The organism is Amycolatopsis sp. NPDC114484, assembly GCF_055633755.1.
In genome coordinates this window covers 110,063-132,611 of the sequence record NZ_JBVKDQ010000005.1, presented here as the reverse complement: position 1 = coordinate 132,611, position 22,549 = coordinate 110,063, and the positions used below count along the sequence as shown (strand labels likewise).

The 22,549-nt window shown below is 70.0% G+C and carries 17 protein-coding genes; 9 read left to right on the top strand and 8 right to left on the bottom strand.

Going from position 1 to position 22,549, the window contains the following annotated elements:
• Positions 1–301: 301 nt before the first annotated feature.
• Positions 302–742 (bottom strand): PaaI family thioesterase, encoded by a 441-nt coding sequence (locus ACZ7SW_RS15570; protein WP_470231065.1) that lies wholly within the window; start codon positions 740–742, stop codon positions 302–304.
• A 62-nt stretch (positions 743–804) separates the two neighbouring features.
• Here ACZ7SW_RS15570 and polA point away from each other — a divergent pair, with 62 nt between their 5' ends.
• From polA to ACZ7SW_RS15540, 6 genes are all read left to right on the top strand, one after another.
• On the top strand, positions 805–3,543 hold the full coding sequence (polA, locus tag ACZ7SW_RS15565; protein WP_470231064.1) for a DNA polymerase I: 2,739 nt from the start codon (positions 805–807) through the stop codon (positions 3,541–3,543).
• A 749-nt stretch (positions 3,544–4,292) separates the two neighbouring features.
• Entirely contained in the window at positions 4,293–5,921 is a 1,629-nt protein-coding gene (locus ACZ7SW_RS15560) for a S1 family peptidase (RefSeq protein WP_470231063.1), read from the top strand.
• Positions 5,918–8,197 (top strand): tetratricopeptide repeat protein, encoded by a 2,280-nt coding sequence (locus ACZ7SW_RS15555; protein WP_470231062.1) that lies wholly within the window; start codon positions 5,918–5,920, stop codon positions 8,195–8,197. The genes ACZ7SW_RS15560 and ACZ7SW_RS15555 overlap by 4 nt, the downstream gene beginning before the upstream one ends.
• Positions 8,198–8,215: 18 nt before the next feature.
• On the top strand, positions 8,216–9,610 hold the full coding sequence (locus tag ACZ7SW_RS15550) for a VWA domain-containing protein (protein ID WP_470231061.1): 1,395 nt from the start codon (positions 8,216–8,218) through the stop codon (positions 9,608–9,610).
• Positions 9,607–10,692: a hypothetical protein gene (locus tag ACZ7SW_RS15545; RefSeq protein WP_470231060.1), complete on the top strand. Its 1,086-nt coding sequence runs from the start codon at positions 9,607–9,609 to the stop codon at positions 10,690–10,692. The genes ACZ7SW_RS15550 and ACZ7SW_RS15545 overlap by 4 nt, the downstream gene beginning before the upstream one ends.
• 107 nt (positions 10,693–10,799) lie before the next feature.
• Positions 10,800–11,990, top strand: coding sequence for an ABC transporter substrate-binding protein (locus ACZ7SW_RS15540; protein ID WP_470231059.1), 1,191 nt, complete (start codon positions 10,800–10,802; stop codon positions 11,988–11,990).
• Positions 11,991–12,465: 475 nt separating this feature from the next.
• Here the strand turns inward: ACZ7SW_RS15540 and ACZ7SW_RS15535 are convergent, their stop codons facing one another.
• The 5 genes from ACZ7SW_RS15535 to ACZ7SW_RS15515 all read right to left on the bottom strand — a co-directional run bounded on the left by ACZ7SW_RS15535 (position 12,466) and on the right by ACZ7SW_RS15515 (position 17,583).
• A complete protein-coding gene (locus ACZ7SW_RS15535; protein WP_470231058.1) occupies positions 12,466–13,035 on the bottom strand; it encodes a TetR/AcrR family transcriptional regulator in 570 nt (189 codons plus the stop codon).
• A complete protein-coding gene (locus tag ACZ7SW_RS15530) occupies positions 13,032–14,927 on the bottom strand; it encodes a YhgE/Pip family protein (protein ID WP_470231306.1) in 1,896 nt (631 codons plus the stop codon). Before ACZ7SW_RS15530 ends, ACZ7SW_RS15535 begins: the two co-directional genes overlap by 4 nt.
• A 26-nt stretch (positions 14,928–14,953) precedes the next feature.
• Positions 14,954–15,700, bottom strand: coding sequence for an ABC transporter ATP-binding protein (locus ACZ7SW_RS15525; RefSeq protein WP_470231305.1), 747 nt, complete (start codon positions 15,698–15,700; stop codon positions 14,954–14,956).
• A 108-nt stretch (positions 15,701–15,808) separates the two neighbouring features.
• Positions 15,809–16,702: a GNAT family N-acetyltransferase gene (locus ACZ7SW_RS15520; RefSeq protein WP_470231057.1), complete on the bottom strand. Its 894-nt coding sequence runs from the start codon at positions 16,700–16,702 to the stop codon at positions 15,809–15,811.
• A 17-nt stretch (positions 16,703–16,719) separates the two neighbouring features.
• Positions 16,720–17,583, bottom strand: coding sequence for a class I SAM-dependent methyltransferase (locus tag ACZ7SW_RS15515; protein WP_470231056.1), 864 nt, complete (start codon positions 17,581–17,583; stop codon positions 16,720–16,722).
• A 345-nt stretch (positions 17,584–17,928) separates the two neighbouring features.
• On the opposite strand from ACZ7SW_RS15515, the gene rpsA reads away from it, so the two are divergent.
• A complete protein-coding gene (rpsA, locus tag ACZ7SW_RS15510) occupies positions 17,929–19,422 on the top strand; it encodes a 30S ribosomal protein S1 (protein ID WP_470231055.1) in 1,494 nt (497 codons plus the stop codon).
• Positions 19,423–19,518: 96 nt separating this feature from the next.
• Here the strand turns inward: rpsA and ACZ7SW_RS15505 are convergent, their stop codons facing one another.
• Positions 19,519–20,151, bottom strand: a complete 633-nt coding sequence (locus tag ACZ7SW_RS15505; protein WP_470231054.1) for a TetR/AcrR family transcriptional regulator — start codon at positions 20,149–20,151, stop codon at positions 19,519–19,521.
• A 158-nt stretch (positions 20,152–20,309) separates the two neighbouring features.
• Here ACZ7SW_RS15505 and ACZ7SW_RS15500 point away from each other — a divergent pair, with 158 nt between their 5' ends.
• Complete coding sequence (locus tag ACZ7SW_RS15500; protein ID WP_470231053.1) at positions 20,310–20,750, top strand: OsmC family protein; 441 nt, start codon at positions 20,310–20,312, stop codon at positions 20,748–20,750.
• Between the two features lie 78 nt (positions 20,751–20,828).
• On the opposite strand, the gene ACZ7SW_RS15495 is transcribed toward ACZ7SW_RS15500, so the two are convergent.
• Positions 20,829–21,050, bottom strand: coding sequence for a hypothetical protein (locus tag ACZ7SW_RS15495; protein ID WP_470231052.1), 222 nt, complete (start codon positions 21,048–21,050; stop codon positions 20,829–20,831).
• 215 nt (positions 21,051–21,265) lie between these two features.
• Between ACZ7SW_RS15495 and coaE the strand changes: the two genes are divergently transcribed.
• Positions 21,266–22,450: a dephospho-CoA kinase gene (coaE, locus tag ACZ7SW_RS15490; RefSeq protein WP_470231051.1), complete on the top strand. Its 1,185-nt coding sequence runs from the start codon at positions 21,266–21,268 to the stop codon at positions 22,448–22,450.
• Positions 22,451–22,549 lie beyond the last annotated feature (99 nt).

The window sequence follows — 22,549 nt, the reverse complement described above, 5'->3', positions numbered from 1 at the left end:
GGGAAGGTGGGGTTGGGGTGGTGCGAGAGGGCGGGACCTTCCCGGAACACCCCCCCCCCGCGCCGCGTTTTTGGCTTCGTATCGGGGTGCGGGGGGGGTGTGGCTGCCTGGCGAGTTGAGTGCACGGGTGCGGCTCGCGGTTTGTAAAAGCCCTCTAACTCAACTCGACCACAACCCGAGATCGCGCCGGTCTCTTCCCGCTCGGTTCGCACGGCCCCCCGGGCCGGGTGAACCGAGCGGGAAGAGACCGGCTTGAAGGCGATCTCGGCGCCTCGGCGAAGCCGAGGCAATTAAGCACAGTTCAGGCACCTGGTGGGCGGTCTCGGACCACGCAGGTGAGCCTGGCGGTGCAGGTGCGGCGGCCCTCATCGTCCGTGAGCACGATTTCCGAAGTGATCGTCCCCCGTCCGACGTGCAGGGGAGTCGCGACGCCGGTGACAATGCCAGAACGGACTGCTCGGTGGTGGGTGCAGGACAGTTCCAGGCCCATCGCGGCGCGTTCGGGGCCCGCGTTCAGTGCGGCCAGCACCGAGCCCAGGGCTTCGGCGACGGTGGCGTTCGCGCCGCCGTGCAGGAGGCCGTAGGGCTGGAGGTTGCCTTCGACGGGGATCGTGCCGACGACCCGCTCGGGGGTCAGTTCTACTAGCTTCAGCCCGATCTTGTCGTTCAGCTGCTGTCCTGCGGCCGCGGGGTCGACGCCCCCGAACTGGCCCGGCGTGATTTCCGCCGTCTGCTCGGTCACTCTCTGCTCCTCAACCTATGCGACACGCAAGAGTGTCAGACCCTCACCCTAGACTCGCCCCCGTGAGCCCGAGTGAGAACCAAACCGTTGCCAAGACCACAGGCGCCGCCGCCGCGAAAGACCGCCCCCGGCTGCTGCTGATCGACGGCCATTCGATGGCCTATCGCGCCTTCTTCGCCCTGCCCGCGGAGAATTTCCGCACGAAGACCGGGCAGGTCACCAACGCGGTCTTCGGCTTCACCTCGATGCTCATCAACCTGCTGCGCGACGAGAAGCCGACGCATCTCGCGGTGGCCTTCGACCTGTCGCGCAAGACCTTCCGGTCGGAGACGTACGCCGACTACAAGGCCAACCGCAGCGCCACGCCGGACGAGTTCCGCGGGCAGGTCGACCTGGTCAAGGAGGTGCTCGAGGTACTCGGCATCCCGTCGCTCACGAAGGAGAACTACGAGGCCGACGACGTCATCGCCACGCTCACCACGCAGGCCGGCGAAGACTACGACGTGCTGATCTGTACCGGCGACCGCGACGCGTTGCAGCTCGTCACCGATCGGGTGACCGTTTTGTACCCCAAGCGGGGGGTCTCCGACCTCGTGCGGTTCACGCCGGAAGCGGTCGAAGAGAAATACGGCCTCACCCCGACCCAGTACCCGGACTTCGCGGCGCTGCGCGGCGACCCGTCGGACAACCTGCCCGGCATCCCCGGCGTGGGGGAGAAGACCGCGGCCAAGTGGATCCGGCAGTTCGGCTCGCTGGCCGACCTGATCGACCGGGTCGACGAGGTCAAGGGCAAGGTCGGCAACGCGCTGCGCGAGAACCTGTCGTCGGTCCAGCTCAACCGGCAGCTCACCGAGCTGGTCCGCGACGTGCCGCTGGAGTCCGTGCCGGACCAGCTGGAGCTGCGTCCGTGGGACCGCGAGGCGGTGCACCGGCTCTTCGACGAGCTGGAGTTCCGCGTGCTGCGCGACCGGCTCTTCGAGAACCTGAGCAGTGCCAAACCGGAGGCCGACGAAGGCTTCGAGGTGTCCGGCTCCGCACTCGCGCCGGGCGCGCTCGGCGCGTGGCTCGAAGCGCACGCCGGTGCGGCCGAGCCGGTGGCGCTGTCGTTCCGGGCGACCGGCGCGTCGGTCCGCTCCGACCTCAAAGCGGTCGCCTTCGCGACGGCTGACGGCGAGGGCGCGTACGTCGACGTCACCGCGATGGACGAGGCGGACGACCGGGCGCTGTCGGCGTGGCTGGCGGACCCGAAGATCCGCAAGATCGGCCACGACCTGAAGGTGCCGCTGCACGCGGTGCGCGCCCGCGGCTGGACGTTCGCCGGGCTCAGCATGGACACCGCGCTCGCCGCGTACCTCGCGCGACCGGGCCAGCGCACGTTCGGGCTGGACGACCTGGCTCTGCGCTACCTGCACCGCGAGCTGCGCTCGGAAGCGGGCGACGGCGACGGTCAGCTGTCCCTGCTCGACGGCGGCGCGGACGAGCTGGAGCAGAAGGAAATCTCCGCCGAACTGGTGAAGGCGCGCGCGATCTTCGAGCTGGCCGGCGCGCTCGCCACCGAGCTGGAGGAACTCGGCGGCGCGAAGCTGCTGGCCGAGCTGGAACTGCCGCTGCTGGAAGTGATCACCGAACTGGAGGCGGCGGGCATCGCGGTCGACGTCGACCAGCTCACCGAACTGGAGGCGCACTACCTCAGCCGGGTGACGCAGGCCGCGGAATCCGCGTACGAGGTGATCGGCAAGCAGATCAACCTCGGTTCTCCGAAGCAGCTGCAGGTGGTGCTGTTCGACGAGCTGGGCATGCCGAAGACCAAGCGCACCAAGACCGGTTACACCACCGACGCCGACGCGCTGCAGTCGCTGTTCGAGAAGACCGAGCACCCGTTCCTGCAGCACATGCTGGAGCACCGCGACGCGACGCGGCTGCGCACCACGGTCGAGGGCCTGATCAAATCGGTCGCCGACGACGGGCGGATCCACACCACGCTGCAGCAGACGATCGCGGCGACCGGGCGGCTGTCGTCGGTCGAGCCGAACCTGCAGAACATCCCGGTGCGCACCGAGGAAGGCAGGCGCATCCGCGACGCGTTCGTGGTCGGCGACGGCTACGCCGAGCTGATGACCGCGGACTACAGCCAGATCGAAATGCGGATCATGGCGCACCTGTCGAAGGACGAGGGCCTCATCGAAGCCTTCAACAGCGGCGAGGACCTGCACACGTTCGTCGCTTCGCGCGCGTTTTCCGTGCCAGCCGCGGAAATCACGCCGGAACAGCGCTACCGCGTCAAGGCGATGTCGTACGGATTGGCGTACGGCTTGTCGGCGTACGGCCTGTCGCAGCAGCTGAAGATCTCGACGGAAGACGCGAAAGAGCAGATGGAGGCGTACTTCTCGCGGTTCGGCGGGGTGCGCGACTACCTGCAGTCGGTCGTCGGCGAGGCCGCGAAGCGCGGTTACACCGAGACGATCTTCGGGCGCCGCCGCTACCTGCCGGACCTGAACAGCGACAACCGCCAGCGCCGCGAAATGGCCGAGCGGATGGCGTTGAACGCGCCGATCCAGGGCAGCGCGGCGGACATCATCAAGGTGGCGATGCTGAACGTGCACCGCGCCCTCTCCGAGGCGGGTTCGCGCAGCCGCGTGCTGCTGCAGGTCCACGACGAACTGGTCCTGGAAATCGCCGACGGCGAGCGCGAGGACGTCGAGAAGCTGGTCCGCGAGGGCATGGGCTCGGCCGCGGAACTGGCGGTGCCGCTGGAGGTTTCGGTCGGATACGGGCGGTCGTGGAACGAGGCCGCGCACTGAGCTGAGGGGCGTGCCCGGGGTCGGCGATCGGCCCTGGGCACGGAGGGGAGCTGGGAAACGGCGCCGCGTCCGTTCGGGCGAGCGCAAGTCCGCGATGCGGGTGCTGGATCTGCGGCGTGGGTAAGTCCTGCGGTGCGGGTGAGGGAATCCGGCTGGGCGGTCTTGGATTGTTGGCGTGGGCAAGTCCCGTGATGCGGGTGAGGAAATCGAGCCGGGCGATTTCGGATCGGCGGCGCGGGCGAGTCCCGCGATGCGGATAAGGGAAGCGGGCTGGGCGGTTTCGGATCGGCGGCGTGGGTAAGTCCTGCGGTGCGGGTGAGGAAATCCAGCCGGGCGGTCTCGGATCGGACCAGAGGCGTGGGCGAGTCCGGCGGTGCGGGTGAGGAAATCCCACCGGGGATCCCGGATCGTCCGCGTGGGCAACGAAATCGGCGGCGAACCCAGCCGAGCGAGCACGAATCCGCGGTTCCGAGCAGATTCACTGCCCTCCCGATCCGCTTCGCACCCCAGCGCGGGAAACCCCGAAACCTGCGGGCTTTTCGGCAGCCGCCCCGGCAGCCTCCTCAACGCTGCCAACGCCAGCGCGCGGTTTCTCTGTCCAGCCGCCAACACGGAGCGGCCCCGGCGAAACCGGTGTCACCCACGAGAAGTGCCGCGACGCCGCTGAACGGGTGAGCTTGCTGCTCCAGCGTGGGCCACTTTCCGCAAACGCCGCCCGGCTCGCCGCGGGCCCGGCGTAGGGTCCCCTCGTGGGGTACCAGGCCGAGCGTCGACGCTGGCGGGTTCGCCTGCGCGACCGTACCGGCGGGATCCGCGGGGCAGGCACCATGCTCGACGAGGACCATGTGCTCACCTGCGCGCACGTCGTCGAGCGGGCCGGCGGGCCGGACTCTGGCGTCCTGGTCGATTTCATCGGGCTGCCCGGCACTCCGGTCAGCACGGGCCGCGTTGTGCCGGGGGCTTGGGTGCCGCCGGGGAGGGACGAGCGCGGCGACATCGCGGTGCTGCGGCTGGCCAAACGGGTACCGGGAGCATTGGGTGCGCCGTTGTACCGGATGCCGTTGTCGGACGGCCAAGCTGTGCGCGCCTACGGGTTTCCGGCGGGTGCGGACGAAGGGCTGTGGACGTTCGGCGAACTCGCCGGCGAAGGCGGGCCCGGCTGCGAATGGGTGCAGCTGGCCCGGAAGAACGACGACCAGCCGATCTCCGGCGGGTTCAGCGGCACCGCGGTGCTCGACGAGGAGACCGGCCGGGTGGTCGGCATGGTGGTGTCCCGGTACCAGGCCGAGGGCGAGCGGGTCGCGTGGATGATCCCGGTCGAGACCATCCTCGGCTACCTCGGCACGGACCGGTGGGGGCAGGGGAGTCCGGCCGTCGACCAGACCTTCGGCCGCGAGCTCGACCGGGTCGCTTACGACCCGCAGTTCGCCCGCGAAGTCGCGGACTGGTTCGGCGAGGGGCACGGCGTGTGGATCGTCGTGACCGGCGAGGTCGGGTCCGCGAAAGCGGCCGCGCTCGATCTCGCGGTGGTGCTTGCCGACCGCGAACGTTCGGCCGCGGCGAACGAGCTGCGCGACACTTTGGCCAAGGAAACCCTGCCGCCAGCGGGAAGCGTCGATCTCGCAGTGGACGCGGCAGGCAAAACCTCCGCTCAGGTACGGCAGCGGCTCGCGGATCGGCTCGACCTCACCCTGGACAACGGCACGACGCATTCGGGCATCGGCCGCACCGTGGTGGTGAACGCGATCGACGACGCGGCCGAGCCGGAACAGCTGATCGGAGAGGTGATCGCGCCGCTCGCGGACCGCGCCGCTCGGCTGGGGATGCGGCTCGCGCTCGGGTTCCGCCGGGAGTCGTCGCCGGGGCTGACGGAGTTGCGTTCGCGCCGGAACGGAGCGCGGCCGGACGGGTTGGCTCGCCGGATTTCCGCGCTGGACAAGCAAATCGACGAACTCGCCGGTCTCGAGGAGCACATCGCCGAGCTGGCCCCGCGGTTCGCGGTGAACGACATTCCGCCGCCGCGGGTCCGTCGTCGCCGGGGTGCGGTGAGCCGGTTGCAGGAAGCCGCTGATCTCGGCGATGTCGCGTGGGCGGAGCGGCACGTCGAGGAGGTCGCCAGCGTGGTGGCCGCTGATCTGGCCGCGGCGAAAACCGCCCGCGATCGGCTCGACGCCGCGCACGATCGCCGCACTGAGTTGCGGTTTCGCCTCGACGGCTACGGAGAACGTGCCTGCGCCGCCGGCCGGGTCGAGGATCCGCTGCTGGATTCGTTATATGCCAACGCCTGGCAGCTGCTGCACGAGGGCGCGTGCGATCCGGTGGCGGCCGCGGCGGCTGTCGAGGAGTTCGGTGCCGCGGTGCGCGAGGGGAATCGATGACCGCCTGCGCTCGCCCGGGCTGTTCCGGCACGATCAGCCGCGCCGGGTTCTGCGCGAAGTGCGGCTGGGCACCGGGATCCGAGCCGAAGAAACCCCCGCCGAAAGCCGACGCGACGCTCGTCATCCCCGCCCCGGGCGCGAGCCGGATCGCCGACACCGTCGTCACGCGGGAGCAGCAGACCGCCGGGCACGGCACCGGCGACGACTACATCCCGCTCCCCGTGGTCGTCCTGCCGGACATCGCCGGGCGGGTCCTCGCCGATCCGCACGTCGCCGAGGACGAACGGCATTGCGGCAAACGCGGCTGCGGCGCGCCGGTCGGCCGCTCGGCCGGCGGCCGTCCCGCGCGCACCGAGGGCTTCTGCTCGCAGTGCGGCACGCCGTTTTCCTTCTCTCCCAAGCTGTTTCCGGACGACGTGGTGGACGGCCGCTACCAGGTGCGCGGCTGCATCGCGCGCGGCGGGCTCGGGTACGTCTACCTCGGCACCGACCTGCGGCTGAAGCAGTACGTGGCGCTGAAGGGCCTGCTCAACACCGGCGACGAGGCCGCGGTGCGGATCGCCGAGACCGAGAGCCAGGTGCTGACCTCGCTCGACCACCCGAACATCGTGCGGATCCACGACGTCGCCACGCATCCGGATCCGCACGGCGGGCCGGACGCGCGCTACATCGTCATGGAGTTCGTCGACGGCCTCCCGCTCGCCGAGGTGATGCGCCGCGGCCGCGCGATGCTCGACGGGCCCGAGGGCAGGCTGCTCGTCGAGCACGTCGTGGCCTACGGCCGGGAGATCCTCACCGCGCTCGGCTACCTGCACGAACAGGGGCTGCTGTACTGCGATCTGAGCCCGCAGAACGTGATCCACGGCGAGAAACGGGTCAAGCTGATCGATTTCGGCGCGATCCGCAAGATCGGCGACCAGACCAGCCCGATCGTCGGCAACCCGCGGTTCCAGATCGGCGCGACCGAACTGGACGAGCACGGGCTCACCGTGCGCTCGGACATCCACACCGTCGGCGCGACGCTGCGCGACCTGTTCCGCTGCAGCGACGGCTGGCCGCATCCGGCCGACAAGCGGATCGCGCTCGGCGTCGAATCCTTCACGCAGGTGCTCGACCGCGCGACCGGGCCGTACGAGCGCCGGTTCGCCACCACCGGCGAAATGCTCGTGCAGCTCGACGGCGTACTGCACGAGATCCTTTCGCTGCGCGACCGCCAATCGCGGCCGTCCATCTCCACGCTCTTCACCGAAGCGGCCGTGCTGCTGGACGCCGGGCTCGGCCAGCCGAGACCGGTCGGCGAATGGGTGCGCCGCGCCCAGCGCACCGCGGGCCCGCTCGGCGCGTTGCCGGAGCCGTTCGACATCGCGCTCGGGTTGCCGGTCCCGCACGAGGATCCGCACGACCCGGCGGTCACCTTTCTGCGCACCGTCCGCGCGCCGGATCCCGCGCGGCTGCTGAAGAAACTCGAACGCGCGGACTCGACCGTCGAGGTGGAACTGCGCCGCTGCCGGGCTTGGCTCGAACTGTCCGAAGTGGACTCAACCGGCACGGAGCAGGCCGGCCGCCGAGTGGACGCCGCCGAAAAGCTGCTCGGCGCCCGGGCCAAGCACGACTGGCGGATCGCCTGGCATCGCGGGCTGGTCGCGCTCGCCGCCGGTGCCGTGGAGAACGCGCAGACCTGGTTCGAGCGCGTGCACCGCGACATCCCGGGCGAGGAAACGCCAAAGCTCGCGCTCGGCCTGTGCGCGGAGCACTGCGGCGGGCCGAAGCGGGCGGCGCGCTACTACGACGCACTCTGGGTGCGGGACCACCTGCAGGTCAACGCCGTTTTCGGGCTGGCTCGCGGGCATCTGCAGCTGGACGAGCGCACGGCGGCCGTGGAATTGCTGGACCAAGTCCCGGAGTACTCGCGGCACGACGAGGCGGCCCGGATCGCCGGAATCCGCGTGCGCGCGGGAATCCTGCCGGTGGGGGACGCGCTGCCGGGCATCGAGGACCTGACCGAGGCGATCGACCGGTTGTCCGCGCTGGACCTGGACCGCGACACCGCGGACCGGCTCACCGCCGAAGTCCGCGAGAGCGCGCTGCGGTGCTTCCGGGCCGGGATGCGCGGGATGCCGCCCGGCCCGGTGCTCGGCGAGCGCCTCGACGAACACGGGCTGCGGCTGCTGGTGGAGCAGTCGTACCGGCGGATCGCGCGCCGGGCCGGTTCGGCGGAGTACCACGACGCGTTGGTCGACCGGGCGAACGAGACGAGGCCGACGACCTGGGTGTAGGCGGCGAAGGGGCGAGGGATGAGCAGGGGTTGGGACGTCGAGGTCCATCAGAACCGCTACCTCGGCGAAGGCGACACCGCGATGCAGGCCGTGGTCACCGTTTCCGCGCGAGACGATGGCCGGCCCGAGGTTCGGCCGCCCGGCGCGGAAGTGCTCCTGGTCGACTGCTCGACGTCGATGCGCTACCCGCCGACGAAGATCGCCGCCGCGCGCCGGGCCGCGGCGGCAGCGATCTGGGCCCTGCCGGACGGCGTCGGCTTCGCCGTGGTCCGCGGCACCGAACGCGCCGACCTGGCCTATCCGCCCGAGCCCGGCCTGGCAGTCGCGTCGGACGAAACCCGGGCGGCGGCGGTCGCCGCGGTGGAGCGATTCGTCGCGGTCGGCGGCACGGCGATGGGCAAGTGGCTGGAGTGCGCGCGGAAACTGTTCGCGTCGGTACCGGACGCGGTGCGGCACGCGATCCTGCTGACCGACGGGAACAACCAGTCGCAGACCGCGGAGTCGCTGCGCCGCGAACTCGACGCCTGCGAAGGCCAGTTTGTCTGCGACGCAAGGGGAATCGGCGACGGCTGGCAGCGGGCGGAGCTGGTCGAGATCGGCCGGGTGCTGCGTGGCTCCGTCGATTCGGTGGTCCGTGACGAGGACCTGGTCGACGACTTCCGCGCGCTGATGGCCGCGGCGCTCGCCAAGGTGATCCCGTCCGCGCGGCTCCGGATCGGTGTCACCGAGCAGACCACGCTGCGGTTCGTGAAGCAGGTCTGGCCGAGCGAATACGACCTGACCTCGCGCTGCGTCCTCGACGGCGACGGTAACGCGATCCTCTCGCTCGGTTCGTGGAGCGCGGGCGAGACCCGGGAATTCCAGCTCGCGGTGGAGGTCTCCGCGGACGCTCCGCCGGAGTACGGCTCCGACCGGATGCTCGCCTGGGTCGAGATCGACGGCGCGGCGGAGGCGGCGGCCCCGGTGCTCGCGCACTGGACCCGCGACCCGGTCGCGCCGACCTTGGTCGACCCGAAGGTGCGGCGCTACACCATGCACGCGGAGCTGAGCGAGGCGCTGGTGAACGCCGACGAGGCCTACGCCGCGGGAGACCACGCGCGGGCCGCGCGCGAATGGGGCCAGGCCGTCGAAATCGCCACGCGGACCGGAAACAAGGAAGTCCTGCGCCGACTCGCCCGGGTAGTCGACACAGCCGGCGACGACGTCCGGCTTCGCCCCGAAGTCACCCGCAGCGAACTGCTCAACCTGCTGGTCTCCACAGTCTCGAACGTCGGCGACGAGCCTCGCGACGCCAGTCCCGCGCCGCCTCCGGACGCCAAGCAGGCGGTCTGCCCGCACTGCGAGAACCCCAACCCGTCCGGCGCGCGATTCTGCGAGGAGTGCGGGGAGACGCTGCGCGGAGGTGCCGCGTGACGCTCCGGACGCGGCAGGCGCTCGTGCGGATCCGGGCGGTGCTGCTGGCCGGGACCGTGCTCGCGCTGGTCACGTCGTACCTCGCGGTGAGCGGCGTGGTCCGGACAGCCGACCAGATCTCGTCCGCGACCAGCCGAGCGATCCTCGAGGTCGCGGCGGCGCGGGACGCACTCGTCTCCGCCGACGCCGCGGCCGTCGCCAGTTTCGCTTCGGGGGAGGCGAAACTGGCCGGGCCGGGGCAGGAGTACGAGAACCGGATGGCGTCGGCGAGCCAAAGCCTCGCCAGGGTCGCGGAGTTCAACCAGGCAGGCGATCCCGGCGCCGGGACCCTGCAAACCGTCGAAGGCCTGGTGGCGTCGTACTCCGGCGCGATGAGCCAGGCCGACGCACACTTCCGGCAACCAGGCGCGGAATTGGTAGGACTGGCCGACCTCTGGTACGCCTCACGCCTGCTGCACGGCCCCGACAACGTCCTGGAGCTGCTAGGCAAACTGCAGAAGGACGAACGCTCCGCCCTGGACAGCCAGATCTCCGGCACCAGAATGAGCGCGGGCCTGCTCGTCCTCTGGCTGCTTCCGCCGATCGTGCTGCTCGCCCTGCTGGTCGCGACACAAGTGTTCCTGCGCCAGCGTTTCCGCCGCCGCTTGAACCTGCCCCTGCTGGGCGCGACCGTGCTGGGACTCGGCGTCGTCGCGGGCCTGCTGGTCGCCTTCGCCCTGGCCGGACGCCTCGACACGGTTCGCGGCAAGGTGGACCAAGCCGTCGCCGTCCGGGAAAAAAGCATCGAAGCCGCCGACGCGGGCGGTCACGTCCGCCTGGCCAGCCTCCTGCGGCAACGCTGCGGCCCGCCCGGCTGCGGGTCCACTGTGGACGATTTCCGCCGCCAAACCCAAACCGCCTCGACCGCCGCCCCGGCCCAGAACGCCATCACCTCAGCCGCCCGAGCCGTGAAGTCCGCCGGAACCGCGGCCACCGAATCCGGCGGCCTGCCCGTCCTGGTCCCCGCTGCCCTGATCCTCGCCGGCGGTCTCGTAGTCGCCGGACTGTACCGGCGGATCGACGAATACCGGTACCGCCCATGAACTGTCCACTGTGGAAGAAACTGCTCCTGCTGGCCGCGACCGTGCTAGTGGCGGCCTCGTCGGCGTGCGGGGTCGCCGCGGGCAGCAACACCCTCCAGGTGCTCGGAGTGTGGACCGAAGGCGAGGAAGCGGCCTTCAACCAGGTCAAGCAACGATTCGAGGAAAAGACCGGCATCGAAGTGCGCTACCAGGGCACCCGAGCCGTCGAGCAGGTCCTGGCCGCCGACGTCCAGCAAGGCGCCGCCCCGGATATCGCGGTCCTGTCCAGCCCAGGATTGCTGGCCGACTACGCCCGCCGCCAGGAAATCAAGCCGCTCGACTTCCTGGAACAAAAAGCCGAATCCTTCTACGGCAGACAATGGGTCAACCTGCAACGCCTTGGCACCGGCAAGCTCTACTCCGTCGCAGTCAAGGCTGATCTGAAAAGCGCCATCTGGTACCGCCCGGCGAGCCTCCCCGGCCCGAAACCCACGACCTGGCAACAACTTGTCGCTCTCGCCGCCTCCCAGAACACCCCTTGGTGCCTGGGCCTGGCCGCCCCGCCCACGTCCGGCTGGCCAGGCACCGACTGGATCGAAGACATCCTGCTGCACTCCGCGGGCCCGGAGATCTATCGCCAATGGACAGCAGGCACCCTCCCGTGGACGTCAGCCCCAGTACGCCAAGCCTTCCAAGACTGGGGCACCCTGGCAGTCCACCCCGGCGGGCTCCAAGGCGGCGCCCCAGCAGCCCTGCTCACCGACTTCCGCGACGCGGCCCGCCCCCTCTTCACCGACCCGCCCGGCTGCCGCATGGAACACCAGGGTTCCTTCGCGATGGGCAGCTACCAAACCATGCACCTGCACAATGAGACCGGCCCCCACCCGCGCCCCGGAACCGACTACGACTTCTTCCCGTTTCCCGGTTCCGGCGCCTCGGAAGTATCGGCAGACCTGGCCGCGATGTTCACCGACACCCCGCAAGCCCGCCAATTCCTGGACTTCCTGCTCTCGCCGGAAGCACAGCAAATCTGGGCAGGAAACCCCAACGCAACGGCCTTTTCAGCAGGAACCGAGGTAACGAAAGACGTCTACCGCGACCCGGTAAGACGAAAGGTCGCCGACACCATCACCTCAGGAAAACCAGTCTGCTTCGACGCCTCCGACCTCATGCCCAAAACCATGACCGGCGCCTTCTACCGAGCAATCCTGGAATACACCGCCGACCCCGCACAACTGGACACTCTGCTAGGCAGACTGGACGACTCCCGCAAAGGAATCCCCAGAGAAGAATGGCTCAACGTCCCCTGCGGACAGTGACGCCGTACAAATCCCCTCGCGACCCCCACCCGCAGCCCGCGCACCCAACCAACCATGCACCCACACCACCCCCGCACCCCGATACGAAGCCAAAAATGCGGTCTGAGGGTGCTTGTCAAGGCATCTTTCCCGCCTTGACAAGCACCCTCAGACCGTCATCACAATCAGCTTCGGGGTGCCCGCCCCCGAAACGAGGCGCAATGTCGCCGCCAGGCGACGAGCCGAAACCCCCACGACCAAGGATTCACCCCCCGCCCTGCCCGGTCAGCGGTACCCCGGTAACCGCCACCCCACTTAGCGTGACCCACGCAGGAACGACCAACCCGGAAGGACCGAGCAATGATCAAACGCCTGTTCCAGACCGTCCTGCGGCACGGATGCTGCTCCGCCTGCACCGGCAAGGGCTGCGGCTGCTGCGCCAACTGCCACTAGCCACACCCCAAGGGGCCCGGCCCGCAAGCCGGGCCCCGCCACGTCACCGCTTCAACCCGCGAATCAGCAACATCACCGACCCGAGGACGTCCGCCCGGTCCCGAGCCGGATGAAAAACCTGCCAGTCCAACGCCACCACGAGCATCGTCCCGAACAACCCGGCAGCCGCGGTAGCGATATCCAGCCCGGCAGGCAACCGCCCAGCCGCGTCCAACCGCTCCAGCTGCGCCTTCACCACCGCGATCAGCTCTTCCCGCAGCAGGGCCAGCGTGTCGTGCCACCGCCCCGGCGTATGCCACAACTCGCTCACCACGATCTGCGAAAACCCCGGATACTCCGCGATGAACTCCAGCGTCGTGTCCACCTGGGCCTCGATCACGGCCAGCGGATCGTCCTCGGTCCCGGCTGCCCGCAACCGCCCGGCGAGCAGATCCACGCCGAACCGGAGCAACGCGTCGACGAGCCCGTCCTTGGACCCGAAGTTGTAGTAAACGGTCCCCTTGGCGACCCCCGCCTCGGCCGCGATGTCGTCCACCGTCAGCCCGACGAGGCCACGGCTGGCCGACAGCCGCAACGTGGCCTCGAAGAGCTTCCGTTTGGTCGCTTCTCTCACAGGCTCAGCTCGGGCTTGAGCGCCGAGACCGACCACACCCGGTGTTTGCGCGCCGCGAGAGTGGACAGCAGGATCCCACCGACGAGGTACGCCACCAGCACCCCGATGTCACCGAGGATCTGCATCGACGCGCCGGTGTAGAGCAGATGCCGGAACCCGTCGATGGCGTAGCCCATGGGCAGCACTATGTGCAGCGGATACAGCGCGTCCGGAATGGTCTGCCAGGGGAACGTGCCGCCCGCGCTCACCAGCTGCAGCACCAGCAGCACGAGCCCGAGGAACTTGCCGACCGCGCCGAAGAGCGCGTTGAGCGCGTGCACGATCGAGGTGAAGGCCAGTGACACCAGACAGGCGAAGCCGATCGCGCCCAGCGGATGCGCCACGTGGATGCCGACCAGCCAGGTCACCGCGGCGAACAGCACGATCACCTGTCCCAGGCCCAGCACGGCCGACGACAGCCAGCCGCCGAGCGCGACCCGCAGCGGCGACGCGCCGGCGGTGAGCGCGCGCGTCGACAGCGGGCGGATCAGCAGGAACAGCACGAACGCGCCGATCCAGGTGGCCAGCGAGATGAAGAACGGCGCGAGCCCGGCGCCGTACGTGCCGGCCGACGCGACGCCGTTCGACGTGACCGCGACCGGGTCGGCGATCGTGTTCGCGGTGGCGGTGCGGGTCGGGTCGTCCGGGTTGGGGATCTGCGACAGCCCGGCGGCCAGTCCGTCGCGCAGCTTTACCGCACCGTCGGCGAGCTGGTCGGTGCCGGTCACCGCGGTCTTCTCGCCGTCGTTGAGCTTCGCCGAACCGTCGCGCAGCTGGTTCGCGCCGTCGGACGCCTGCGCGATCCCGCTGGCCAGCTGCGGCGAGGCTGACGCGAGCTGGTGCGCCCCGTCGGACACCTGCCGGGCGCCGCTGGAGAGCTTCTGCAGGTCTCCGTTGGCGGACTGGATCTTCCCGTTCGCCTGGTTCGCGTCCGTGCGCAGCTTGTCGTAGTCGGCGAGGATCGAGCTGGCGAGGTTCTCCGACATCCCGGATTCCTGCAGCTTCGCGGCCAGCTGGGTGCGGTAGCTGTCGATCCGGCCCATCACGTCCGACGAGGCGGACGCGGCCAGCGAGCCCGCGCTCGCCACCTTCTGGTTGCCGTCGGCCACCTGGCCCGCCCCGTCGGCGAGTTTCTGGGTCTGGCCCGGAAGCTGCGCGGTGCTCGATTTGAGCGTGCCCAATCCGGTGGCGAGGCTCGCCGAACCGGTCGCGAGCTGGCTCGCCCCGTCGGCCAGCTGATGTTGCCCGGTCTGGAGTTTCGCCGCGCCGTCGGCGAGCTGTTTGGCCCCGTCGGTGGCCTCGGAGATCTTGCCGTAGATGGTGGAGAAACCGACGAGGAACTTGTCCGCGGCCTCGCTGCCCACCTTCTCCGCGATCGTCTTGCGGACCTGGTCGGCGACCTGTTTCGCGATGGTGCCGGACAGATAGTTGTTGGCGTCGTTGGTGGTCAGCGTGATGGTCGCCTGCTGCGGCTCGAAATTGCCGGACGACAGCAGCGCCTTCGAGAAGTCGTGCGGAATGCCGATGGCGAAGGAGTACTTGTCGTCCCGCACGCCGTCCCGAGCGTCCTTTTCGGACACTTGATGCCACTGGAAGGTGCCGGACTTCACCAGTTCGTCGGTGACCTCGCGGCCGACGTTGCGCTCGGCTCCGTTGGAATCCTTCGCGCCGGCGTCCTCGGTGAACACGGCGGCGGGCAGCTTGTCCAGACGGCCATACGGGTCGTAGTTCGCGTAGAGGTAGAACGACGCGTACAGCAACGGCACCATGACGAGCGCGAACATGGCGAGCTTCGGCAGCGTCCCGGTGGACAGCCTGCGCAGCTCGTTGCGCGCGATCCGGAACGCGTTCAGTCCGCCGGCCCGCTTGTGGGGGGTGGTCATGCCCGGTCTCCCTCGGAGTTCTCGGTTTCGGCGGTCAGTTCGGCGGTGTCCGGGAGCTGCTTGGTCTGCTCGGCCTCGGCCGGTGCGGAGGCTTCGGCGGGCTCGGGCGGGGAGTAGAGCCGGACCGGGTCCGGTTGCTCGGCCTCGCCGACCTTGGCCGGCGGATAGGGGAGCGCCGATTCCGGCGTCGTCGCGGCCAGCACCGCCACCGCGAACCCGCGGGCGGCGTGCTCCTTCGCGACCGCGGTCCAGGAGCCGACGTCGCTGGTGTGCCGGTCGGGCGCGTCGAGGACGAGCACGCGCACACCTTCGCGTTCGGCGGCCAGCGCGGTGAGCAGCCGGGTGCGCAGCGCGGGTTCGAGACTCTCGAACCGGCTGTCGGCGTACGGCCCCGCGTCGTGTTGCGAGAGCCAAGCCGTGACCGCATCCTTGCCGGAAGGACGGTGCGCGAGCGCCAGCTCTTCGCCGGTGACGACGCGCAGCGACAAGGCGTCGTCCGGTTCGCTGACCCCCGGCGAGTCCACCACGGCCACGAGCCGCCGCAGGTCGCCCTCCGGTTCGGCGGTCACGGTGCCGGTGGTCGGCTTCAGCCGTCCGGCGAGCGCGAGGGCCAGCGCGGTGATGCCGACGCCCGGTTCGCCGTGCACGACGGTGAGGCAGCCCTCCTCGACGGTGAGCGAGGTAGGCGGCAACAAGGGGCCGTGGGGACCCTTCAGGGACACCCGGTCGGCACGGACCTGCACAGGACACACTCCACGGATTTTGAACTGACTAGTCAGTTCAAAAGTTAGACCCGACCTGGAGCGGTCAGCAAGGCGGCTCGCCGGACGTCACACCAAAGAGCGGCGGGCTCACCGCAGCGCCCACGCAGGGTGTGCTTCCCAGGAGGTCCACAGCGGCCGGTAGCCCTGCCGGTGCCAGAACACCGACGACAGGGGATTGGTCGGGTTGTAATAGAGGTAGGTGCCGGTCGCGCCCTGGTTCAGCAGTTCGCGGTGCGCGCGGGCCATCAGCGCGCGGCCGATCCCGCTGCCCCGGCTGGCCGGGGCGGTGACGACGTTGTTCACGTACCCCCAACGTCCCGGCGGCAGCAGTTCGGCGGCCTCGTTACCGGGCGCGGACTCGACCCAGTCGCATTGCGCGAGCGCCGCTACTTCGCCGTCGACCTCGGCGAGCCAGGTCGCTTTCTCGCCGAGCGCGCGGCGCAGCGCCGGGCCGAGCAGTTCCGCGGTCTGCTCGCGTTTCCGGTGCGCGACAAGGCCGGTGTAATCGAACGTCGCGGTGCACAACGCCAGCGCCGCGGGGTAGTCGTCCGGTCCGGCGAGGCGGATCGACGCGTCCGTCTCGATGTTCTCTGGCGTCACGGCGGGGCGAACGGCCAGCGCGGACAACGGAACCAGCCCGTGGTCGAGGAAGGCCCGGATGGCTTCGGCGTCGCGGCTCGGCCAGTTGACGACGCACGCCGAATCGGCACCCGGCGCCTCAGTGTCCACTTCGGACCGCAGCGCGCCGAGCAGCGCGTCGAACCCTTCGGTGCCCGCCGTTTCCGGATCCGGGAACAGCTGCCACACCTCGGCCGCCGACCACAGCAGGGGAGCGTCGCCCGGACCGTGCCGGTAGCGCTGGAGCATCGCGGAAACTTGCGTGCCGGACGCGGTCACCGCGCGCAGCCGCTCGCCGCTCGCGAGCGGGACGGGCGGCGGCAGGAGCGGGTCGAGTTCGGCGAATCGGCCAGCGGGGCTCACCTGCGCAGCGTAGCCGGTCAGTCGCGGCGCGTGCGGAAGATCGCGGTGCCGGGGAACAGCCTGCCGCGCAGCGGACTCCACTGGCCCCAGGTGCGCGTGTGGCCCGCCGGCCAGTCCGGCTCGACGAGGTCTTCCAGCGCGAAGCCCGCGGTGGCGAGCGCGCGCACGTAGTCGCCGAGCGTGCGGTGGTATTCGACGTACGTGGCCGTGCCGTCGTCGTCCACCTCCACGTAGGGCGTGCGGTCGAAATACGGCTGGGTCGCGGTGAGCCCCTGCGGCCCGGGATCGTCCGGGAAGATCCAACGCATCGGGTGCGTCACCGAGAAGACCCACGGCGCGCCGGGCCGCAGCACGCGGCGCACCTCGCCGAACACCGTCTCCAGAGACGGCACGAAGGGGAGCGCGCCGAACGCGGAGCACGCGATGTCGAAACTGGCTTCGGCGAACGGGAGCCGCTCGGCGTTCGCCTGCACGAGGGGGACCGTCGCGCCGGTACGGGCGTTCCCCTCGCGGGCGTGCCGGAGCATCCCGCCGGACAGATCGGTGGCGACCGGTTCGGCCCCGGCGGCGGCGAGCCAGCGCGAGCACGCGGCCTGGCCGCAGCCGACTTCGAGCACGCGTCGTCCGCGCACGTCGCCGAGCAGCCGCGCGTCCTCCTCGCGGACTCCCTCGGGGCACCAGACGAAATCGGCGTCGCCGAGGAATCCGCCGTGGGTGGCCTGGTAGTCGTCGGCATCCGCGTCCCACCAGGCCAGATTCGCCGCTTCCGCCTCGTTTCCGCCGACTTGGCGATGGGCGACGCCGACGGTGCCGAGCCGTTCTTCGGCGCTCGCGTGGCGGTCGCCGGGCGGGGCCGCCGGGGCCGCGGCGGGCTCGGTCATGCCGGTCTCCTCTCCCGGTGGCGCCGGCTGGGCGGGGGAATGCCCGGACCGGCGGAAACGTTGTGCGGAAGGTACCGGGAGCCGAGGGCGACCCTGATTGTGTCCCCCGAGGGGGCCCGCGTACGATACGTGTTAGCGCAGTGGGGTTCGCGCTGCCTGGGTGACTACCCACCGGGGCCGCGCATCGTCAGCGGGTCATGCCGCGGTCGTTCACTGGTGGAACGTTTGGTCGCCGGACGTTTGAGCAGGGTCGCCGCATGCCATGGCTGCGGGCCCTCCGCGTGCACCGCCGGTAGCCAACTTCACATCCACCTACGACACCCATCCACCGGAGCAACCCGCCTAATGACCACCGACACCGCCACCGCCCCGACCGCCCTCACCGCGGCTCCGCAGGTCGCCATCAACGACATCGGGTCGGAGGAAGACTTCCTCGCGGCTATCGACAAGACGATCAAGTACTTCAACGATGGGGACATCGTCGAGGGCACCATCGTCAAGGTCGACCGCGACGAGGTCCTGCTCGACATCGGGTACAAGACCGAGGGCGTCATCCCCTCGCGCGAGCTGTCCATCAAGCACGATGTCGACCCGGCCGAGGTTGTCGCCGTCGGCGATGAGGTCGAAGCCCTCGTTCTCCAGAAGGAGGACAAGGAAGGCCGTCTGATCCTGTCCAAGAAGCGCGCGCAGTACGAGCGCGCCTGGGGCACGATCGAGGAGCTCAAGGAGAAGGACGAGCCCGTCAAGGGCACCGTCATCGAGGTCGTCAAGGGCGGCCTCATCCTGGACATCGGCCTGCGCGGCTTCCTGCCCGCGTCGCTGGTCGAGATGCGCCGCGTGCGCGACCTGCAGCCGTACGTCGGCCGCGAGCTCGAGGCGAAGATCATCGAGCTGGACAAGAACCGCAACAACGTGGTCCTGTCCCGCCGCGCCTACCTCGAGCAGACCCAGTCCGAGGTGCGCAGCGAGTTCCTCAACGCGCTCGCCAAGGGCCAGGTCCGCAAGGGCGTCGTGTCCTCCATCGTCAACTTCGGCGCCTTCGTGGACCTGGGCGGCGTCGACGGCCTGGTGCACGTCTCCGAGCTGTCCTGGAAGCACATCGACCACCCGTCCGAGGTCGTCGAGGTCGGCCAGGAGGTCACGGTCGAGGTCCTGGACGTCGACATGGACCGCGAGCGCGTCTCGCTGTCGCTGAAGGCGACCCAGGAAGACCCGTGGCGCCAGTTCGCCCGCACCCACGCGATCGGCCAGATCGTGCCGGGCAAGGTCACCAAGCTCGTCCCGTTCGGCGCGTTCGTGCGCGTCGAGGAGGGCATCGAGGGCCTGGTGCACATCTCCGAGCTGGCCGAGCGCCACGTGGAGATCCCGGAGCAGGTCGTCCAGGTCAACGGCGACGTCATGGTCAAGGTCATCGACATCGACCTCGAGCGCCGTCGCATCTCGCTGTCGCTGAAGCAGGCGAACGAGGGCGTCACGCCGGAGACCGAGTTCGACCCCACCCAGTACGGCATGGCCGCCGAGTACGACACCGAGGGGAACTACATCTACCCCGAGGGCTTCGACCCGGACACGCAGGAGTGGCAGGAAGGCTTCGACAAGCAGCGCGAGGAGTGGGAGCGGCAGTACGCCGAGGCCCACACGCGCTACGAGGCCCACATGGCGCAGGTCAAGAAGGCCGCCGAGGCCGACGCCGAAGCCGCTGCCGACGCTGCCACCGGCATCGAGGGCGGCGAGCAGAGCTACACCTCGTCCGCCCCGGTCGAGGCGAAGAGCGGCGGCACGCTCGCCAGCGACGAGCAGCTCGCGGCTCTGCGCGAGAAGCTGTCGGGCGGCGCGTGAGCGTTGACTCGCTGAGTCTCTGAAACAGTTCGGCCCCGGTCCGCACGGACCCGGGGCCGAACTGTTTTCTTGTTTCTTGGTGCGCCGGGCGGGGGTTCAGTTGCGCAGCCCCAGCCCGTCGATCGTCGCGCACACGCCGCGGCGGTACATCGTCTCGTGCGCGGATTCGTCGGAGCTGAGGAACCAGTCGTCGAGCGGGCTCTGCGAGCGGATCGTCAGCTCGACGCTCACCAGTCCGTGCATCGACGTCCAGAGCAGGTAACCGCATTCCTGCGCGACGACGTCCGGCGGGCAGACGCGGTCGATTTTCGCGACGAACTCGGCGAAACTCGTGCGCAGCACTCCCGACCGCAACGCCGGGTCCGGGTCGTAGTCGTGCACCGAACGCTCGAACATCAAGCCGTAGCGAGCCGGGCTTTCCAGGGCGAACCGGCGGTAGGCGAGCGCGACCTCGACAAGATCGGCGATCCCGTCGCCCTCGGACCGCGGAACGTCGCGCAGGTCTTCGCCCAGCAGGTCGAAAGCCCGTTCGTACAAGGCGTCCAGCAGACCGGTCCGGCCGCCGAAGCGGGTGTACACGGTGATCGTCGATGCTCCGGCCTGTTCCGCTACCGCGCGCACGGTCAATCCGGCGACGCCTCGCTCGGTCAGGACGGTCAGCGCCGCGTCGAGGAACCGGCCGCGGCTGTGTTGCTCCGCCGGTCGTGTCGAGAGATGCCGGGTGGCCATCTCCCACCCCCTTTTGCCCGTGCTCCGCGGGAAGCGCGTCCGCGTCTCGCAAGCAGAAGATACGATATTCACGGCTTCTTGGGAACGTCGTTCCGGGACCGTCCACAAGCGACCGCCCGCACCGGGCGGGTCGTGCCGAGCAGAAGGAATCCGCCCTCATGACCCAGCCGGAACCCGGCACTGTCGTCGTCACCGATGCCGGGAGCGGCCGCTACACCCAGCGCGTCACGACCGCGGGACACGAATTCATCGCCGACGAACCGGCGAGCGCGGGCGGCGCGGACGCCGGTCCCACGCCGTACGACCTCCTGCTGTCCGCGCTCGGCACCTGCACCTCGATGACGCTGCGGATGTACGCCGACCGGAAGGGAATTCCGCTGACCCGCACGACCGTCCGGCTCCGGCACGACCGCGTCCACGCCCGCGACTGCGAACGCTGCGAAACCGAGGTCGGGTTGATCAGCCGGATCACCCGGGAGATCTCGCTGGAAGGCGACCTCGACGACGCCCAGCGCGCGCGGCTGCTGGAGATCGCCGACAAATGCCCGGTGCACCGCACGCTGAGCCACGAGATCGCGATCGAAACCCACGCGATCTGATCCCTGCGGTCTGTCCGGGAATCAGCGTCCGTGAAGGAGTCCCCTCACGGACCTCGCCGCAGCGCCGAAGGCGGAAAGTCAGGCGCGTTCGAGAGAAACCGAAGGCACCCAGGCACGTTCGAGGGCCGCTTCGCGGGCGCGACGGCGGAGGCCGGCCAGGCTGTGCTTCGCGGGCACGAGCAGCGCGCTGAACCACGTGCGCCGGTACTCCGCGAGTGCGTCCGAGACCTGGCGATAGGCGACGCAGTGCACCAGGCCCGGGGTGCCGAGCCGATGCTTCCCGACGTGCTTATCCGCCATTGTTCCTCCGTGTGGGCGACCCTTCCGCCGCGCACGGTACGCACTCGACCCGCGAAAACAGTGCAAGCGCGCGGCGTGTCACCCACATCAGTTCGGCTACGCCCGAAAATGTGCTTGCGTTTACGCGGAGGGTGTGCGGGTACCTGTGCGCTTGCACGTGCAGGGTGTTCAGTGTCGCCTGAGCGGGTGACAGCGGCTCTCGTTAAGGTGTGGCCATGCTGCGAGTGGGCCTGACGGGCGGGATCGGTGCGGGGAAGTCGACAGTGGCGAACCGGCTGGCCGAACACGGGGCGGTCGTCATCGATTCGGACCGCATCGCGCGCGAGGTCGTGGAGCCGGGCACGCCCGGGCTGGCCGCGCTGACCGAGGCGTTCGGCGAGGAAATCCTCGCCGGGGACGGCTCGCTGGACCGTCCCGCGCTCGCCGCGCGCGCGTTCGCCGACGACGAATCGCGCAAGCGGCTGAACTCGATCGTGCATCCGCTGGTCGGGCAGCGCACCGGCGAGCTGATGGCCGCGGCCGCGGACGACGCGGTGGTGGTGCACGACGTGCCGCTGCTCGTGGAGAACGACCTCGCGCCCGCGTATCACCTGGTGCTGGTGGTCGACGCGCCGGTGGAGGTGCGGGTGCGCCGGCTGGTCGAGGTGCGCGGCATGCCCGAGGCCGACGCCCGGGCGCGGATCCGGGCGCAGGCCGCGGAGGAACAGCGCCGCGCGGTCGCGGACGTCTGGCTCGACAACGGCGGGACGCAGGACATCGTGCTCGCCGAAGTGGACGCGCTGTGGGCGGACCGGCTGGTGCCGTTCGAGGCGAATCTCCGCCTGCGCAAACCGCGTCCGCCTGCCTCGCCGGTGATCTCGCCGTACGATTCGAGCTGGCCGCTGCAGGCCGAACGCCGGCTGGCGCGGCTGCGGCAGCTCGCGGGTCCGCGGCTGGTGCGCGCGGACCACATCGGGTCCACCGCCGTGCCGGGCCTGCCCGCCAAGGACATCCTCGACCTCCAGCTCACAGTGTCCTCTTTGGACGACGCGGACGCGCTCGCCGAGGCGCTCGCCGACGCCGGTTTCCCGCGCCGCGAAGGCGAATGGTGGGACGATCCGCAGGACGGCGACGGGAAGTGGCTCAAGCGGTTCCACCAGAGCGCCGACCCGAAGCGGCCGGTGAACCTGCACGTCCGGTCCACCGAAACCCCGGCGTGGCGGCTCGCGCTGCTGTTCCGCGACTGGATCCGGGCGCATCCGGACGAGCGCGACAACTACGCCGAAGTGAAGGAACAGTTGGCGCGTAAGCATTCCGCGGACGGCACGGTCGAGCAGTACGCGGAGGAGAAGCAGGGCTGGGTCAACGCGGCGTTCGTGCGCGCGGAGCAGTGGGCCGCGCAGAGCGGCTGGAAGCCCTGACGCGGAAAACCAGGTGCGGTCCCGCCGGACGCGGGGCTACCGTTCGGGCCATGAAGCGCGCCCAGTCCACGACGACGCCGGATCCCGTCCCGGCGCGCT

What these genes read in the sequence shown, in the direction of transcription:
- coaE (WP_470231051.1), top strand. Translation starts at nt 21,266, where the DNA reads ATGCTGCGAGTGGGCCTGACGGGCGGGATCGGTGCGGGGAAGTCGACA.
- ACZ7SW_RS15495 (WP_470231052.1), bottom strand. Translation starts at nt 21,050, where the DNA reads ATGGCGGATAAGCACGTCGGGAAGCATCGGCTCGGCACCCCGGGCCTG.
- rpsA (WP_470231055.1), top strand. Translation starts at nt 17,929, where the DNA reads ATGACCACCGACACCGCCACCGCCCCGACCGCCCTCACCGCGGCTCCG.
- ACZ7SW_RS15505 (WP_470231054.1), bottom strand. Translation starts at nt 20,151, where the DNA reads ATGGCCACCCGGCATCTCTCGACACGACCGGCGGAGCAACACAGCCGC.
- ACZ7SW_RS15515 (WP_470231056.1), bottom strand. Translation starts at nt 17,583, where the DNA reads ATGACCGAGCCCGCCGCGGCCCCGGCGGCCCCGCCCGGCGACCGCCAC.
- ACZ7SW_RS15550 (WP_470231061.1), top strand. Translation starts at nt 8,216, where the DNA reads ATGAGCAGGGGTTGGGACGTCGAGGTCCATCAGAACCGCTACCTCGGC.
- ACZ7SW_RS15500 (WP_470231053.1), top strand. Translation starts at nt 20,310, where the DNA reads ATGACCCAGCCGGAACCCGGCACTGTCGTCGTCACCGATGCCGGGAGC.
- ACZ7SW_RS15555 (WP_470231062.1), top strand. Translation starts at nt 5,918, where the DNA reads ATGACCGCCTGCGCTCGCCCGGGCTGTTCCGGCACGATCAGCCGCGCC.